This window comes from Brucella pituitosa (assembly GCF_965577835.1).
Lineage (GTDB): Bacteria > Pseudomonadota > Alphaproteobacteria > Rhizobiales > Rhizobiaceae > Brucella > Brucella pituitosa.
This window is the reverse complement of record NZ_OZ264094.1, coordinates 456,874-473,718: the sequence shown is the minus strand read 5'-3', so window position 1 is coordinate 473,718 and position 16,845 is coordinate 456,874. Positions and strand designations below refer to the sequence as shown.

Here is a 16,845-nt window from a genome sequence, read left to right as displayed (position 1 = left end):
TGCGTGAGAGTTACAAGTGTGACGGGATTTCAATGGATACGCTGATCGCCGCTGCCGCAGGTGCTCTCTCGGCTGGCGATCCCCTCGCTGCGCTAAAAAGGGTCGCATTACGCGATGACCCACCGGCGCTGGCATTGCGGGGCATTGCAATGGCGCAACTTGGCGACTTCGCGCGCGCCCGAGCGCTTCTGCGAAGCGCGGCGCGTATGTTCAGCCCGAAAGAAATTATAGCCCGTGCGCGTTGTACCGTTGCCGAAGCGGAAATCGCGCTTGTTTCCCGCGATCTCGGACGGTCGTTGCAAACGCTCAATGCAGCCCGTGCAGTCCTTGAAGCCTCCGGCGACCGAAGGAACGCGGCCCATGCCGGTTATCTCGAGGCCCGGCACCTTCTGCTGATAGGCCGTCTCGATGAAGCCGAAGCGGTGCTCGGAGAGTTCCATGCCAGCGCTCTGCCGCGCGCGTCGCTGGCCGGGCGCGAACTGGTGGCTGCGGGCATAGCCATCCGTCGCGTCAAGACCGAACCGGCGAAAGCGGCTCTGCAGCGGGCAAAGCAGGCAGCGGCAGAGGCAGGCATTCCGGCGCTGTCGGCAGAGGTTGACCAGGCGGTACGAGCCTTCGCAACACCGGCAGCGCGCTTGATCACGTGCGGCGGCGAGCGCTTGCTCCATCTCGAAGACGTCGAAAGGCTTTTGGCCACCGATACGCTGATCGTAGATGCCTGCCGCAATGTGGTGCGTGGCGGGACAACGATCATTCCGCTCGCCACCCGTCCGGTATTGCTTGCCCTCATGCGCGCTTTGGCGGAAGCCTGGCCGAAGGATGCAACACGCGAAACCCTTCTCAATCGCGCTTTCGGCGCACGGCATGCCGATGCATCGCACCGTGCGCGACTGCGCGTTGAAGTCGCCCGGCTGCGTGAGGCTCTTAAACCGCTGGCGACACTGAGTGCAACGGGGGAAGGTTTTGTTCTGCAACCGAACGCCACCCGCAATGTTGCCGTGCTGGCACCCCGCGTGGAAGGCGACCGTGCCGAAGTCCTCGCTCTGCTCAGCGATGGGGAAGCGTGGTCGAGTTCGGCATTGGCGCTGGCGTTGAACGTGAGCCCGCGCACAGTGCAGCGAGCACTTGAGGAGCTTGCCCGTGATTGCAAGGTCGAGACGTTCGGGCGCGGACGGGCTTGCCGCTGGATCGCGTCGAGCGTTCCCGGTTTCCCGACAAGCTTGTTGCTCCCCGTTACGCGGATTTACAGCTAGGATGAAGACATGAAACACTCAACCGCCGAAATCATTCGTGAATATGGTCCCTTTCCCGATGCGGACGACGTGGCCGGGGTCAGCTTCGACGGCAATCAAGTCTGGTTCGCAACGGGCAAAAAGCTGAATGCTCTTGATCCCGAAAGCGGAGAGATCCTGCGTTCGCTCGATGTGGTCGCCGATGCGGGAACTGCATTCGACGGCGAACACTTGTTCCAGATCGGCGATGCCATGATCCGCAAGATTGATCCCAGGACCGGCGAGGTTGTGTCGGTAATACCAGCGCCCGATGGCGGAAATTCCGGTCTGGCCTGGGCGGAGGGTTCGCTCTGGGTCGGACAGCATCGCGGCCGCAAGATACATCAGGTGGATCCCGAGACCGGAGAAGTGCTGCGTACAATCGAATCCGATCGGTTCGTCACCGGTGTCACCTGGGTTGACGGCGAACTTTGGCACGGCACATGGGAAGACAATGGAAGCGATATTCGCCGCATCGATCAGAAAACAGGTGCCGTACTCGAGCGATTGGACATGCCGTCCGGAGCAGGAGTTTCGGGGCTTGAATCCGATGGCGGCGACCGGTTTTTCTGCGGCGGCGGGGATAGCGGAACGGTAAGGGTCGTTCTTCGGCCCCGGCGTGGCGTCTAGAAAGAATCCCGAACCATGTGAAACGGTTTTCGAACGAGATGCACGTTAAGCCTCTCAGTGCCCCGACCGCGGCTCATGAATTTTGGGCAGGAACCACGCCAGAAGTCCAAACAATGGGAGGTAAGAGCACAACCGGTAAACGGTCTCCACGCCATATTGATCTGCGAGCACACCTAGAATTGCAGCGGCAATGCCTCCAAGCCCGAAATTCAAGCCATAGAAGAGACCACCAATAAGCCCGATGCGATTGGGCAAGAGTTCCATCGCATAGATGAGGATCGATGCGAATGCGCTCGCCATAATCAGATTGATGAAAACGGTGAGAACGCCGGTCCAGAAAAGATCCACATAGGGAAGCATCAATGTCAGCGGCAAAGGTCCCAGCACGGAAATCCAGATAATCTTGTAGCGACCTATCCGGTCTCCCACGATGCCACCGATCAATGCGCCCGCCGCAGAGGACATCAGAAAAATAAAGAGCATCATCTGTGCGGAAGGAATGGACAGCCCAAATTTGTCCATCAGATAGAACGTGTAAAATGAGCGAAAGCTTTCGCCATATGCGTTCTTTGTAAACATCAAAAGGGTCAATACGACCAGACCTGTGGCGATGGTAGCCGGCGCATGACGGATGGGTTCCCCACCTGCGCTACCCCCTGCCCGCACCGCAGTGAATGCAGCACGAATTTCTTTCTGTTTACTGCCGATCCAGACAAGGAGCGACATCGCGAGCAAAGCCAATACTGCGAACCAGGCAAGACTTTGCTGCCCCCATGGCACGAGTATCAGTGCCGCAAGAACAGGTCCAAGCGAACCGCCTGCCTGCCCGCCCACCTGGAAAATACCCTGTGCAAGCCCCTGACGTCCTCCTGCCGCATATCGAGCCATCCGCGTGGCTTCCGGATGGAAGATCGAGGATCCAATGCCGATGAGCGCCACAGAGACAAGTATCACTGCATAACTATGCGCGAAAGCTAGACTCACCAACCCGGAAAGCGTGAACATCATGCCGACTACCGGCGAATAAGGTGCAGGTCTTTTGTCGGTAATCATCCCGATGATTGGCTGGAGCAAAGACCCTGCAATCTGGAACATAAGGGTGATCATCCCGATCTGCACGAAGTCGAGCGCATAGGCGTCTTTGAGGATCGGATAAGATGCAGAAATCAGGGATTGCATCAAGTCGTTCAAAAGATGCGAGAAACCCAGAACGAGCAGCACAGCTATGTAAGATTTGGAATGCGTTCTGGCGGGACTTGATGCTATTACGTTCACTGGTTCCCCCAAAAGCAATAGAAAGCAAACAATATTCTTGCTTTACCTCATACTCTGATCAACGTCCATGTTATGTGGCAAATAACACTCTGAACAACGATCTCAAAAGATCGCGATCAGGTGCGGACGTTCTCTACGAAAACGGCCATCAATATCCATGGAAACACACTCTTGACGGAAAACGGAGACTGATCGAGCATGCAGCTCAGCATCTGAACCCTTTCTGATCAGCGCCAAGGAGTAAACCATGAGTGACGATCATCATCACTATTCGGATAGATGGAAGCATGACGGCGTGCGCGTGATCAAAGGGGATCAGCTTGATCCGAATACCGCGCAAACGCCCGGCATGTTTCGTCAGGCGGCGATCAATCACGCGCGCGTCGGAGCACAGAAAATCTGGGCCGGAACGGTCGCAATCGAGCCCAATGCGAAAACCGGCGTCCATCACCATGGTGCGCTGGAAAGCGTCATTTTTGTTCTTCGAGGCAAGGCACGGATGCGATGGGGAGATCATCTCGAATATGTGGCCGAAGCGGGACCGGGCGATTTTATCTTTGTGCCACCCTATGTTCCCCATCAGGAAATAAATGCCGATCCAGACAATGTGCTGGAATGCGTTTTGGTTCGATCCGACAATGAAGCGGTTGTCGTGAACATCACGGACGTCGATCCGATAGAAGATCCGGAGGAAGTTTATTGGGTGGACCCGATACATCCTCATCCCAAATAACGGCACCTGCCTGTCCGACATAAGGGACGTCGCCATCAAACGTCAGTCCTTGAACTGAGGTTGATCAATTGTTTTATGAGGATTTTCTCCGATGTGATTGGGAAGGCTTGCTCTTTTTAGATAAGCGCAATGGAAAACTCGTCATTCTTTTCAGGGTCTCGTCGTGCCGGATGAGATGATGATGAAGCGCCGCGATAACGTGCAGCGTGACAATAGCGATGGCGCCATAAACGAGCGCGGCGTGCAGCCACGACCAGAATGCTTCGTCAGCGTCTGAGACGGTCAACGGCAAATTCGGCATGACGAACAAGTCAAAGACATAGCTCGGGATATCGAGAGGCGAAGTTGACACAACTGCCCATCCGCTGAGCGGAATCAGGACAGTCAGTGCCAAAAGCATTCGATGAGCGCCCCCTGCCAGCAGCACCTCCAGCCGGTGCGTATCCTTGTAAGGCAAGGGGTGAATGCTCGTAGCAAACCAAAAAACCCGGATGAGTGCCAATCCGAAAATCGCGAAGCCGAGTGATTTGTGCCACTGATAGAGCGTGAACTGGAACACCGGGTCGGAACCCGTTGTCTGTGTGAGAAAACCGAGACCGATCTGAAGAATAAACAGGCAGGCGATCAGCCAATGCAGAAGCTGCGCCACAAACCCGTATTTGGTTTCAGTATTGTGCCACATCACAATCTTTCCGAAAGGCTTCAAACCTGTTTCATTCGAACTGCTTATAGGCACTCAAGGCAATTTCCTGGAGTCGTGCGCGAGGCATGTCGCCGACAAGCGCACAACTGATGGCATTGTCTGTCCATACAAGCGCTTCCAAATTGTCCTGAGACAGATAACGCAAGGACGTCTCCTTCATGTCGTCCGACGGCACGATGAACAGAGTGACGCGCTTGCCTCCCCGCTCTTCATACATCAGTTGCGCTGCAGGTCCGCCCTGGGCAGGCAGCAGGCGCCCGCCAACCAGCGAAAGCCCTTCGGCCTGCAAATCGGGAATGGTAAGGGCGCGATCAAGCCGCCTGGAGAGCCACGCCGAAAGATGTTGCTCCTGCTCGGCTTTCACTTCCACGGGATGCACGATTTCGCTGGCGTAAAGATTGTGAGCCGCCATAGCATCACTTGCGAGTGGCCATGCAGACGCCGGCGCGGGGCCAGAAAAATCGCGCCCGAACCAACCGCCGAGCCCTGCCAGTGCCACCAGAAACACCACAGCAGCGGCCATGCGCCACCCTTGTTGTCGCGCGGCGAGAACCTGCTTGTTGAGATTGTCTGGGAGAAGTCGCGCGGGGAGCGGTTCGTCGGGGACAGGGACATATAGTGCTCGCAACGTCTCGTTCTGCCTTTGCCAGATAGCGACTTCCGACTTCAAAGATGGATTGGATAAAAACGCGGCCTCCACTGCCTGACGGCGTTCCTCGCTCAAAAATCCATCAGCATAGGCCTGCAATTCGGTGTCGCTGATCAGGTTGCTCTTCATTTCACGACCCTCAATTGCGCACCTGCCTCCTCCGTTAGCCTGCGTAAAGTGGCCCGCGCACGCCCCAACCGAGACATCAGTGTGCCGAGCGGAATATCCAGTACCGCGGCAGCTTCCGTGTAACTCATGCCCTCGATTGCGATAAGCAAAAGCGCTTCCCGTTGTTCGGCAGACAGCAACTCTATTGCGCGCGCAGTTTCGGCAAAAGCAAGCCGGGAGGGAGATGCGCTGGCAACCTGCGGTTCTATCGTGACGCTCGATAACGGCGCATTATCCGGTGCGCGTCGCCTGTGGCGCAATTCGTTTCGCCAAATATTGATAAGCATCCGAAACAGCCATGCACGCAAGGGCCCGGAAGGTTGCCAAAGACTGCGTTTGCGAATGGCGCGCTCCAGACAATCCTGAACGAGATCGTCTGCCCGGTCGGCGTCATGTGTCAGCGCCCGGGCGTACCGCCGGAGCGCTGGAACACATTCTTCCATTTCATCCAGGAAGCGCGACATGTCTTTTTATCCGGCTTTCTCAATCCTTCGCGACATGCCAGACGCCGCCGACGCCATCGCCGGAAACGTCACCCGGCTTTTTATCGCCTTGCCAAAGATAGAGAGGTTTTTCTTCATAGGCCCATTGTTTCGTGCCATCCTTACGGGCAACAAGACTGAACTCGTCACCGGCAGTCGCCTTTCCGTCAGCCTTCAACGGTGGCCACTTCTTCGCACAGTCATCGTAACAGTTGGATGTCCCTTTGGTGTCCTTGTCGAAGACGTAAAGCGTCATCCCTTTGGCGTTCGTGAGGACCTCCCCTTTCGCCGTTTTCATCGTTTTTATGGTTCCCGATGCGTAATCTTCTGCATGCGCAACGAACGGCAAGCCAGTCATAAGAGTGACGGCCACGAAAAATATTGTCGGTCTGCACATAATAATCCTCCTTTGCGCTGTTGTCCTTGCTTCCATTCACGACAACACCGCGCCCGCGAAATTAATCCGCAGCCGGAGACATTATTTTGCTCCACGCAGATTCATCTCGAATTTAACCACGTTGGAATAGATCGGTGTGCCAACATCCATCCCGTATGGGGAACGGAGCACGTCGCCGGTCACATGAAACGTAACCGTTTTCGCGTCGTTGCCGACAAGGGCTGCAAAAAATGTCTCGCCATGGGTTTTACCGCGCGCTGTCAGCATCCCGTCGATACGGGCCGTGCGCGGACCGGTCTGCGTAATCCGGGTCGATTCAAAAGTCAGAACCGGATAATTTCGAACGTCGAAGACCGCAGAGGACTTCAGAAAGTCCGTGATGCGAGATTGCCTTGCATCGACGCTTGCGGGCCGGAGCCGAAGCGATACAGAGGATCTGGAGAGATTTTGTGCATCGAGCTCCAGATTGCCGGTGAACTCGCCAAATGAGCCGCCCAGACCGCCACCCCCGACCTGGCTCACGGTAAAGGCGATTTGTGACGACTGCTGAATGGTATAATGCCCGCTGGCAACAACGAACGTATCGGCATGCGATGAGCCGGGCATCGCGGCTATGACCATTGCGATAGCGAAGGGGCGGAACATGACGACCTCCCATGTTTGCCGTGTCCCAACATCAACACCGGTCGCGCTTTTTTAATCCGTCTGTGAGCGTATTTTTTTAAACCGCGATGCTTGTTCGCAAGTCTAGCACATTTGAGTTGAGCCAATTTTGCGAGCGGTTGCTTGCAATAGCGTGAAAGCCTCAAAACGCCTGTCGTGCCATTTGGCTCGCCCGGCATCTGGCCTGTTCACCTCCCCAAGTTCCGACATGGAAAGCATTGCGGAAGCAAGATCAGAATAAGCACCCGACGCCAGCGCACCCAGCATGGCAGAGCCGAGCAGAACAGGTTCCGGCGACGTTGAGGCGGCGATGACAAGGCCTGTCGTGTCGGCAAGCACCTGTCGCACCAGATGCGAACGCGCTGCTCCGCCCGAGACGACGATAGTGTCTGTCACAATGCCCTTTGTCTTCTGGGCCTCGACGATCTGTCGCGCACCATAGCCAAGGCCGCACAGCCCAGCGAGATAAAGCGCCGTCAAGCTATCGATTCCGGCATCAAGGTCCAGCCCAGCAATGATCGCGCGCGCATCGGGATCGGCGAACGGTGCACGATTGCCGAGGAACTCCGGCACGACATGAATGTCACCGATGATCGCCTGCGCATTTTCAACACCACCTCTAGCCTCGACTTCGGCTGCAAGACCGTCAGCCAGACCCATGCCTTGAGCTGCCGCCAGCTTTTCGGCTTCCACAGCGAACGGATGCATGTGGATCAGATGATCAATAGCGGCACCCGCAGCCGACTGACCGCCTTCATTGAGCCACAAACCCGGTACCATCGCGGAATAATACGGACCCCAAACACCATCCACAAAGACCGGCTGTTCGGTGGTGGTCATGGTGCAGGCCGAGGTGCCGAACACATAGGCCATGCGCGACAATATCCGGCCTTCCGCACCACGTGCTCCGACAGTGCCGATACCGCCTGCATGAGCATCAATCAGTCCGGCGGCAATTGCTGTGCCCGGCATCAGGCCAAGTTCTGTCGCAGCCTGTTCGCTCAAGCCGCCAAGTTTCTCGCCACCCGCGCGAACGTCGGTACCAATGCGAACGAAATTTTCATCCGCCAACTCGCCAAGGCCGACTTCACGGAAATAAGCCTCGTCCCAGCGCTTTTCATGGCTGAGATAAGTCCATTTGCAGGTAACGGTGCAGGCCGAGCGGGCAAGACTACCGCAGGATTTCCATGTGAGAAAATCGGTGAGGTCGAAAAACTGCCAGGCAGCGGCGAACGTTTCCGGCTTGTTTTCCTTCAGCCACAACAATTTCGGCGTTTCCATCTCGGGAGAAATGGTGCCGCCAACATAGTCGAGTACCTTGGCGTTGGTCGCGTTGATCCGCTCTGCCTGTTCGACAGCGCGATGATCCATCCAGACAATGATGTCGCGCGCCGGATCGTTTGACTGGCCAACGGCCAACGGCTTGCCGCCCTCGCCCAGCACGACCAGCGAGCATGTCGCGTCATAGCCAATACCGGCAATGTCTGCCGAATTGACACCCGCAATCCTGACGGCTTCGCGCACACTTTCGCACACGGCCTGCCAGATATTGGCGCTCGACTGCTCGACAACACTGCCTGCTTCGCGCCAGATGGTGATATCGCGCTTGGCCGAAGCAAGCATGGTACCGCTGGCGTCAAACAGGCCAGCGCGGGCGCTGCCGGTGCCGACATCGACGCCCAGATAATAGCTGGTCATGGTCGCTCCTGTTTACAGATCTAGACTCTGCGGAAGAATAACCAAATCGCGGATGGTGATGTTGCGCGGGCGGGTCAGCATGAACATAACGGATTCCGCAACTTCCTTCGGCTCCATCAGACTGCCATTGGCAAGCGCTTCATCGAGCTTGGCCTTCGGCCAATCGCTGATGAGTGCGGTCACGACTGGGCCGGGCAGAACACCGCCAACGCGGATTCCATGCGGGGCAACCTGACGACGAACCGTGTGCACGAAAGCCTGAACGGCATGTTTGGATGCTGTATAGATCGGCTCCCAGATCACCGGCACGACGCCTGCAACGGAGCTGGTCATGATAATATCGCCAGTCTTGCGTTCCATCATATGCGGCAGCACCGCATGAATGGTGCGGAAGGCTGCATTGATATTGAGGTTTAACATGCGGTCCCAAGCGTCTGGATCGCCCTCCCACAGAGGGCCGCCAATATAGGCGCCAGCATTGGCGTGAAACACGTCCAATTGGCCGGCCTGTTCGAGTATCTGCGGCATCATGGTGGCAACCGAAGCCGGGTTGAGCAGATCAATGACCAGAGGCTTGGCTTGGTTGCCTAGCTCGGCGCATTTTTCCTTCAGCGCCTTCTCGTCGCGATCGACGAGAAACACGGTCATACCTGCTTCAATCATATGCTTTGCACATTCGAAGCCAATGCCTGAGGCAGCACCAGTTACAGCGCCAACTTTTCCGTTGAGATCCTGAGCCATTTTTCAGTCCTTAAAATTTTAAGCGCGACCGTGCGACTGGCGCGAGCGGCGGGCAATGGAATCGACGATCACCGCGATTGCGAGCACTGCGCCTGTGATCATGTAGCGAAGCGAAGACGACAGATCGAGCAGCGTTAGGCCACTGGCGATCGATTGAATGACAATAATGCCGAGCAGAGCCGACCAGGCGCTGCCGCGACCACCGAAAAGGCTAGTGCCACCAATGACGGCTGCCGCGATGGCATTGAGGTTGACGTCACCGGTGCCGGCCTGCTGACTGGACGATGCCAGACGAGATGCTGCCAGAATGCCACCGGCTGCAGCAAGAACAGAACAGGTCATGAAAGCCGACATATAGATGAACTTCACATTGATACCGGCACGGCGCGCTGCTTCACGATTACCGCCGACTGCTTGCATGGCCCGCCCCCATTTTGTGCGGGTAAGCGCATAGTTCATCGCGATGACTAGCGCCACGAAGAGTCCGAACATCCATGGCACGCCGCGCGACTGGTTGAGGTAGAACACCGCACCACCTACAATGATTGTGATGATGATGGCTTTGAGCGCGATCCCAACTGACGACGGTGTCGACAGACCGGCTTCGCGTCGACGCTGCGCCGAACGAAAACCAGTGAAGAAAATGGCAAGCCCGGCAATCAGCACCAGTGCATAGGAAAGCGGACGCGGCATCACCAGAAGTTGGCCGAAGCTGACGAGCCACGAGCCGTAAGGCAGGTTGATTGAGCCCGTATTGCCAAGGAGATAAAGCTGAAGGCCAAGCGCTGCCAGCAGACCGGCCAGAGTTGAAACAAAGCTTGGCATGCTGAAGCGGTTATAGAGAAAGGCATAAAGCAGGCCGATCAGCGCGCCGGCACACAGCGCCGCCAGCATCGCGATCCCGACAGGCCAGCCATGATTGACCCAGAGCACGCCGACGATAGCCGAAGCCAGACCGCTGACCGAACCGACCGAAAGATCTATTTCGCCCAACATCAGGATGCAGACGATACCGAGTGAGATCACACCGATGGTCGAGCAGTCGAATAACAGGTTGACGAGGTTGTTGCTCGATAAGAAGACCGGGTTCAACGTCTGGAAAACAGTCCAGATGATGATGAGACCGACGATAACCGGCAGCGATCCAAGATCGCCCGAACGAACACGATCAAAGAAACTGCGCAACGCACCTGAAACGCCTTCATCGTGGCGCACCCGCGTATCCTGGCGATCAAGAGGGGTATTTCCGGTTGCCTGGTTCATTATGCTTCTCCCCCATCATGGGTCTCACCGGCATCATGCTGCGCTTGACGCCGTTCGGCGCGGCGGGAAACGGAATTGCTGCTCGCGCCAGTAATGGCTGCGACCAGTTCCTCATTTGAGGAATCCGGATAAAAAACACCATTGTTGCGGCCAAGCCGCAGAACGACGATGCGGTCTGCCACCGCGCGCACATCTTCCATATTGTGGCTAATCATCAAGACGCCGAGCCCGCGGTCACGGACACGCTCAATAAGATCGAGAACTTCAGCCGTCTGTGCGACACCCAACGCTGCCGTTGGCTCGTCGAGCATGATTAGCTTTGGATCGAGCAGCAGCGAACGCGAGATCGCAACCGTCTGGCGCTGGCCGCCTGAAAGAGAGGCGACGGGCTCACGCACGCTCGGAATACGTGCGGAAAGCTCGTTGAGAAGCTTCCAAGCCTTGATTTCCATCGACACTTCGTCGAGGCGGTAGGGGTTCAATTCGCGGCCAAGGAAGATATTGGCCACGACATCGAGATTCTCGCACAGCGCCAGGTCCTGAAAGACCGTCGCAATGCCGAGGCCGAGCGCATCACCCGGCGACGAAAGGGTAACCTTCTCGCCATTGAATTCGATTGCGCCGGATGTCGGCTGGTGAACGCCTGCCAGCGTCTTGATAAGGGTCGACTTCCCCGCGCCGTTATCGCCCACAAGAGCGACAACTTCGCCCGGAAAGACTTCCAGATCGATATCGGTGAGCGCTGAAACGGCGCCGAAATTCTTGGATATGCCGCTTAGGCGCAGCACTGGTTGCCGCGACGACGCAGCGGCTTTGTGATCTTGGGACATGTTTGCTTTCCCTGGATGTCGCAATTTTCCCCAACGTCCACCGCACATGATAACACGCACGGGGAAAGAATGCGTCCGGCCTATGCCGGACGCATAGTTGGGTTACTTCGTGATACCGAGCTTCTTGCAGCCATCGGCATAACGGTCGACGCACAGCGTTTCGGCTGAAACGATGTTCTTATCGATGATCTCCGCCTTGAGGTTTTCAGCTGTCACAACCACAGGAACAAAAAGCTTTGATGGCGTATTGTAGAGCGTGGCTTCAGCCTTCGGGGTTTCGCTGTTGAGAAGCTGGCCAGCCACGCGTGCGGCTTCTGCAGCAACGATTTCAGATGGCTTGTTGATTGTGTTGTACTGATCACCCGAAATGATGAGCTGCAGTGCGGCAATCGTCGCATCATTGCCCGTGACCGGCGGAAGCGGATCGATACCGGCTGCCTTCATGGCTGCAATCGCGCCGCCTGCAGTGCCGTCATTGGCAGCCACGACGCCGACGATCTGGTCATTGAAGCGAGTGATCTGGCCGCTAGCCCACTGCTGAGCCTTGCTTGGTGCCCATTCAGGCGTGTCATATTCGGCAAGCGTCTTGTAACCGCTATCCTTCAGTCCGGCATGGATACCCTTTTTGATGAGACCAGCTGCGGCATCGGTCGGTGAGCCGTTGATCTGCAGAACGCCACCCTTGTCACCCGCGACGCCCTTGTCCTTCAGGTGCTTAACCAACGATTCCGCAATCGACTTGCCGATGGCTTCATTGTCGAACGACACGTAAAAATCGGAAGTTGCGTCTGGAATCGGGCGGTCATAAGCGATAACCTTGATGTCCTGTGACTGAGCGAGCTTGACCAACGAAGCTGCCGCTGCTGTGTCAACCGCATCAAGCACGATGACCTTCGCGCCTTGCGAAATGACCGAATTAAACTGCTGTTGCTGCTTGCTCGCATCGCCATCGGCGTTGAGATAAAGCACCTTGCAGCTTTCGCATATTTTTTTCATCTCAGCAGCGAAGCCCGGATAATCGCGCTCCTCATAACGTGTTGATGCCTGATCCGGCATCAGAAAGCCGACTACTGCATCCTTCACTTCCGCCTGCGCGCCACTGCTTGCGAAAGATGATAGCACCACCGCAGCAAAAGCTGCCTTACCAAGTATATTTCTCATGTCTCACTCCCACTGCTTTCAGTTTCTGGTTCGCACAAACTTGCGGGCGAATTTGATCCGCCGCTCCACCCATATTTTCCCCTGTAGCGGCCTCCCACTCCATGAATGCCGTTCCTGAGGCGTTGCTTTGCTTTGCTGCTTATCGCACCACCTGGGGTATAAACATGTTGCACCATCGATAGTGCAGTACTACCATTGCTCGACATCCGGCACCTGGTCAAGAGGAAAGTGACGGAGGAATAGATTGGATTACCCCTCGCTCCTACTTGCAGCGGCCGGTATCAGCCCGCTAAGATTAGGCACCAATTCAGACGGATAAGCGCACTTGATGAGTATTCCCCGGAAAGTAACTATCTATGATATATCGGAGCGAGCGGGCGTATCCGCCTCGACCGTTGCTTCCGTTATGAATGGATCCTGGAAAAACCGAAGGATTACCAAAGCAACGGCCGATAAAGTCAGAGGAATAGCGGGCGAGCTTGGCTATACAATCAATCTCCAGGCACGAGGACTGCGCATATCAAATTCCGGTCTGATCGGCATGATCTTGCCAATGCTGGACAATCGCTATTTCAGTTCGATGGCAGCTTCGTTTGAAACAGTAGCACGCTCACGCAATCTTGTCCCCGTCGTGGCCAGCACATTGCGCGACCCGCAACAAGAACGCAGCACCGTGGAAACATTGATCGCCCATAATGTCGACGCGTTGTTGATCGCTGGCGCAACTGACCCAGACAGTGTTGCCAGGCTCTGTGAAACGGCTCACCTGAAACATATCAATGTAGATCTTCCAGGAAAACACGGCGCTTCCGTCATCAGTGACAATTATGATGGTGCCCGTCAGCTCACACAACAAATTGCCCGTCGTAGGCCACCTCGGAAAGAAAGCCGTTTCTACTTCATTGGCGGGGTAGACGGCGACCACAACACACGTGCGCGAGTGCAGGGCTATCAAGACGAGCTGGCTGCACTGAACCTTCCGGTTCACGCTGATACCATCATGACGAATGGTTATGATCCCGATATCGCAGCAAGGACGATCCGTGATATCTACAACAAACTGAACGGACTACCGGAAGCACTATTCGTCAATTCGACGAGCCCTTTTGAAGGCGTCGTCAGCTTTCTCAAAACACTTCCGGTTGACGAGGTTCGAGAGTGTTCTATCGGATGTTTCGATTGGGATCCCTTCATTGAAGTTCTCCACTTCCCGGTCGTTATGATCCGTCAGAATGTCCAAGCAATGATTGAGCGCGCATTTGAGCTTCTGGACGAGCCGGCCCAAGCAACCGATCAGCCCGAAATGATTTCGACCGAGCTGATCGTTCCCCGCGATCTTTGAATTTCACACAGTGAACAACAGGAAATATTACTTCTTTACATTCACCTTGTGTTCTATCTGTTGATTGCCGCTGAGAGCGGGGTGCGGACGAAAACTTGGACTATCAAGGAGGTAGTTCATGTATTCCTACGAAGACCGGATGCGAGCAGTTGCGCTTTACATCAAGCTGGGCAAGCGCGCGAAAGCGACTATTCGCCAGCTGGGCTATCCAAGCAAGAATGCGCTGAAGGGCTGGTGCCTGGAATATGAGCACCATCTTGATCTGCGTGCAGGATTTTCGCCCCGAGCTTCTAAGTTCACACAGGCGCAGAAGGAAGCCGCTGTTGAGCACTACCGCACGCATGGTCGTAGTGTTTCTGCAACGATGCGCGCCATGGGCTATCCAGGTCGTGCGACATTGACAGCATGGGTTCGTGAGGCGTTTCCTGAAGCTCAAGCAGCTACAGTTGGTAAAGTTGCTCCTCCACGATATCCGGAGACGTTGAAGAAGGCTGGCGTCGTCGGACTTTATAATCGGCAAGAAAGCGCGCAGGCTTTGGCCGAAAAGCTCGGCGTATGCAGACCGACACTGTATAACTGGAAAAGCCAGTTACTTGGTCCGGAGGCTCCCGCAATCATGAAACGCAAGAACACTTCACCGCCAGTGCCTGAGCGAAAAGAATTAGAGCTTCAGCTCGAAACGCTGCGCGACGATCTGTATGAATGATATCTATCGCCAAGGTGGCACAAAAAATCGGCTCCATTTTAATCAGGCTGACCATGATTGCCGGTCAAAAACATTCTTAAAGAGCTTCATTGGTGCACTTGGGGGTACTTCACCAAAGCAAGCGCAAAACTTACCTCAGCAATGACTATGGACCTGCAAAAGGAACGTCCGAATATTGGCATCCGCAGCTCAACGCCCGCACAGAACTGGATATGGCTTCTTGAAATCCTCTTACGAGATCCCCCAAAAAGCCATGGAACTATCTCTATTCTGAACTACGGAAATCCCTAGTCGTTTGGAACCTTTATTTCGGCCGGCTTTACAATAATTCTTGAATCCAAATTATGCGTTTTCGTCTGGTAGTACGCGTTGTTCTAAGTGAGTGAAGCTAACGAACGTGTAAAAAGATGACAATTAGATTTATGAACCAGATGTTGAGACAAATCGTTCGACTTTTTGCCGAAACCTAAGAATGCACGAACCATCAAAAAGGTCCGTGCATCAGCTTGAGTGTATTTATTTTGGTTAGTGGAATTTACTTTTTACGGCATGGCATGTCAGTCCCTTCAGCATTGATAGCCGTGCCTTCAGCGGTTTCAATGCCGTAGAGGAGTTTCGAACGCGCTTCGATTGACGCAAGCAGTGCTTCACCAAGGTCTAATGCTCGTTCTGACTGACGCACGCTGTAATCCGTCAGATACTTAGAAGCCAGCTCCGGCTTTTCAGCCTTGTAAAGGATATCAGCTGTCGCCTGAACTTCAGGAATGTCATCGATTTGCTTCGCTTCGAAGGCCTCAAGGGCTTGCGTTATTTCAGGCATGATTGTTTCCGGATTTGCGCACGCATGGTACATAATCCGCTTAAACAAGCGCCCCGCAAACTGTGTGGCTTCCTGCGACTGATAGTCGGCGTTGAGGAATGTGGAACCAGCATCGCGAAACAGGTATCTGTGAATGCCATACTCAGGGATGACCTTATCGATCCCGATATGATAGGGCACAAACGGCGCAGTGACAGAACCTGTTGGCGCAACCCACAGCAGATTCAAACCTGAATGCGCTGTATCACGCAGCTGAGCAACTTCACCATAACCGGAACGCTCAGTTGATACACGCGGATCACGGACCAGTTTCATCATTTTTTTCAGTGTGACCGGTGCCATATCGTGGAGTTCTTTTTCCACGGTTTCAATTGTCCAGTGCTTTTGACCGGTTCGCATCGGGCGGTCTTGTTCGCTATAGACGGCATGAACATTAAACGGCTTATCGCCATCCCGTTTCCACCAACCCTGTTCGACAGCAAAATCATAGAAATTTGGTGATGCCATATAGTCTTCGTTGTCAGTTATGTCGGCTGGAATATCGCCAATATAGCCAGGATATGAAACGCGCACATCATCTGGACCTAAGCGTTCAGCGACCCATAAGCCTTTGCCGCCTGCGAACTGAAGTACTACCCAACCTTCATTCTTATCGGCAATCAGGTGCGAGTTACCGCCGTAGGTCGTATAACCATGTTCATTGATAAGATCGCCGATAATCTCGACGGCTTCACGCGCTGTTTTAGCACGCTCCAAAGCAATGCGTGCCAGATCGCTGTATTGGGGACCCGTTTGCGGGTTTGGTGTCATTTCAACCAGTTCGTCGCGTGAGTTCGACCAGATATCCCGTACCGCCACGCCGTGCTCGTTCAAACCGCCATTGGTCAGCGGTGCTGGAAAGCCTTCGAAATCGCTATAATTCATGTTTATGTATTTGAAAGTCTCAGGAACCTGAGGAATTTCAATGAGTTTGCCTGGCATATAGGCCTTATCAGTTGCTCCTACAGACATTGTCGAACCTTTGGGATGCTTTTTAGCTGGCACAACAGTCAACCAATGTCCCGAAACTTCCTCACCTGTACCACCAATCAATACAGATCCGTCTTCAGTCAGATTTTTTCCAACATAAAAGCCATAACTAGCAAACGCATTCGAGTACAACGAAGATAATATCAATACATTCAAAGATATAATTTTACAAAATTTACTTGTTTTCATCATTTCAACTTTCATTTATCATTTCTTTTTGCACATTGATTAAACACCGTCAGACATTTATGTGCTCGTCACAGGATTGTTTATATCGAAACGAT

General features: G+C 54.7%; 16 protein-coding genes and 1 pseudogene. 5 read left to right on the top strand and 12 right to left on the bottom strand.

All coding sequences use genetic code 11. The features are described 5' to 3' along the window. Positions 1-32 precede the first annotated feature (32 nt). Positions 33-1,253 carry a helix-turn-helix domain-containing protein gene (locus tag ACSME1_RS21465; protein ID WP_435655482.1) on the top strand — a complete coding sequence of 407 codons (1,221 nt, stop codon included), beginning with the start codon at positions 33-35 and terminating at the stop codon, positions 1,251-1,253. Between the two features lie 9 nt (positions 1,254-1,262). Continuing rightward, positions 1,263-1,901, top strand: a complete 639-nt coding sequence (locus ACSME1_RS21460) for a Vgb family protein (RefSeq protein ID WP_435655481.1) — start codon at positions 1,263-1,265, stop codon at positions 1,899-1,901. Between the two features lie 54 nt (positions 1,902-1,955). On the opposite strand, the gene ACSME1_RS21455 is transcribed toward ACSME1_RS21460, so the two are convergent. Further along, entirely contained in the window at positions 1,956-3,080 is a 1,125-nt protein-coding gene (locus ACSME1_RS21455; protein WP_435655793.1) for an MFS transporter, read from the bottom strand. Between the two features lie 343 nt (positions 3,081-3,423). On the opposite strand from ACSME1_RS21455, the gene ACSME1_RS21450 reads away from it, so the two are divergent. Continuing rightward, positions 3,424-3,909 (top strand): cupin domain-containing protein, encoded by a 486-nt coding sequence (locus tag ACSME1_RS21450; RefSeq protein ID WP_435655480.1) that lies wholly within the window; start codon positions 3,424-3,426, stop codon positions 3,907-3,909. 73 nt (positions 3,910-3,982) lie between these two features. Here the strand turns inward: ACSME1_RS21450 and ACSME1_RS21445 are convergent, their stop codons facing one another. The 10 genes from ACSME1_RS21445 to ACSME1_RS21400 form a co-directional block, all read right to left on the bottom strand. Continuing rightward, positions 3,983-4,558, bottom strand: a complete 576-nt coding sequence (locus tag ACSME1_RS21445) for a cytochrome b (RefSeq protein ID WP_435655479.1) — start codon at positions 4,556-4,558, stop codon at positions 3,983-3,985. Positions 4,559-4,622: 64 nt separating this feature from the next. After that, on the bottom strand, positions 4,623-5,390 hold the full coding sequence (locus ACSME1_RS21440; protein WP_435655478.1) for an anti-sigma factor family protein: 768 nt from the start codon (positions 5,388-5,390) through the stop codon (positions 4,623-4,625). Beyond that, on the bottom strand, positions 5,387-5,893 hold the full coding sequence (locus ACSME1_RS21435) for a sigma-70 family RNA polymerase sigma factor (protein ID WP_111785895.1): 507 nt from the start codon (positions 5,891-5,893) through the stop codon (positions 5,387-5,389). Before ACSME1_RS21435 ends, ACSME1_RS21440 begins: the two co-directional genes overlap by 4 nt. A 19-nt stretch (positions 5,894-5,912) precedes the next feature. After that, complete coding sequence (locus tag ACSME1_RS21430) at positions 5,913-6,308, bottom strand: COG4315 family predicted lipoprotein (protein WP_247880332.1); 396 nt, start codon at positions 6,306-6,308, stop codon at positions 5,913-5,915. 81 nt (positions 6,309-6,389) lie between these two features. Further along, complete coding sequence (locus ACSME1_RS21425) at positions 6,390-6,953, bottom strand: YceI family protein (RefSeq protein WP_435655477.1); 564 nt, start codon at positions 6,951-6,953, stop codon at positions 6,390-6,392. 102 nt (positions 6,954-7,055) lie between these two features. After that, the gene (locus tag ACSME1_RS21420) at positions 7,056-8,669 is read right to left on the bottom strand and encodes an FGGY-family carbohydrate kinase (protein ID WP_134157403.1); all 1,614 of its coding nucleotides are present in this window, start codon (positions 8,667-8,669) and stop codon (positions 7,056-7,058) included. A gap of 12 nt (positions 8,670-8,681) precedes the next feature. Beyond that, entirely contained in the window at positions 8,682-9,410 is a 729-nt protein-coding gene (locus ACSME1_RS21415) for an SDR family oxidoreductase (protein WP_111785897.1), read from the bottom strand. A gap of 18 nt (positions 9,411-9,428) precedes the next feature. Beyond that, on the bottom strand, positions 9,429-10,673 hold the full coding sequence (locus ACSME1_RS21410) for an ABC transporter permease subunit (RefSeq protein WP_134157404.1): 1,245 nt from the start codon (positions 10,671-10,673) through the stop codon (positions 9,429-9,431). Further along, a complete protein-coding gene (locus ACSME1_RS21405) occupies positions 10,673-11,503 on the bottom strand; it encodes an ATP-binding cassette domain-containing protein (RefSeq protein ID WP_111785898.1) in 831 nt (276 codons plus the stop codon). The genes ACSME1_RS21410 and ACSME1_RS21405 overlap by 1 nt, the downstream gene beginning before the upstream one ends. A 102-nt stretch (positions 11,504-11,605) precedes the next feature. Next, positions 11,606-12,664, bottom strand: a complete 1,059-nt coding sequence (locus ACSME1_RS21400; protein ID WP_105543662.1) for an ABC transporter substrate-binding protein — start codon at positions 12,662-12,664, stop codon at positions 11,606-11,608. A 328-nt stretch (positions 12,665-12,992) separates the two neighbouring features. On the opposite strand from ACSME1_RS21400, the gene ACSME1_RS21395 reads away from it, so the two are divergent. Further along, positions 12,993-14,006, top strand: a complete 1,014-nt coding sequence (locus tag ACSME1_RS21395; protein WP_134157406.1) for a LacI family DNA-binding transcriptional regulator — start codon at positions 12,993-12,995, stop codon at positions 14,004-14,006. Positions 14,007-14,124: 118 nt separating this feature from the next. Then, positions 14,125-14,703: pseudogene (locus ACSME1_RS21390) on the top strand (transposase); the annotation flags it as partial. A gap of 544 nt (positions 14,704-15,247) precedes the next feature. Here the strand turns inward: ACSME1_RS21390 and ACSME1_RS21385 are convergent. After that, complete coding sequence (locus ACSME1_RS21385) at positions 15,248-16,765, bottom strand: C69 family dipeptidase (RefSeq protein ID WP_435655476.1); 1,518 nt, start codon at positions 16,763-16,765, stop codon at positions 15,248-15,250. Positions 16,766-16,845: the final 80 nt, after the last annotated feature.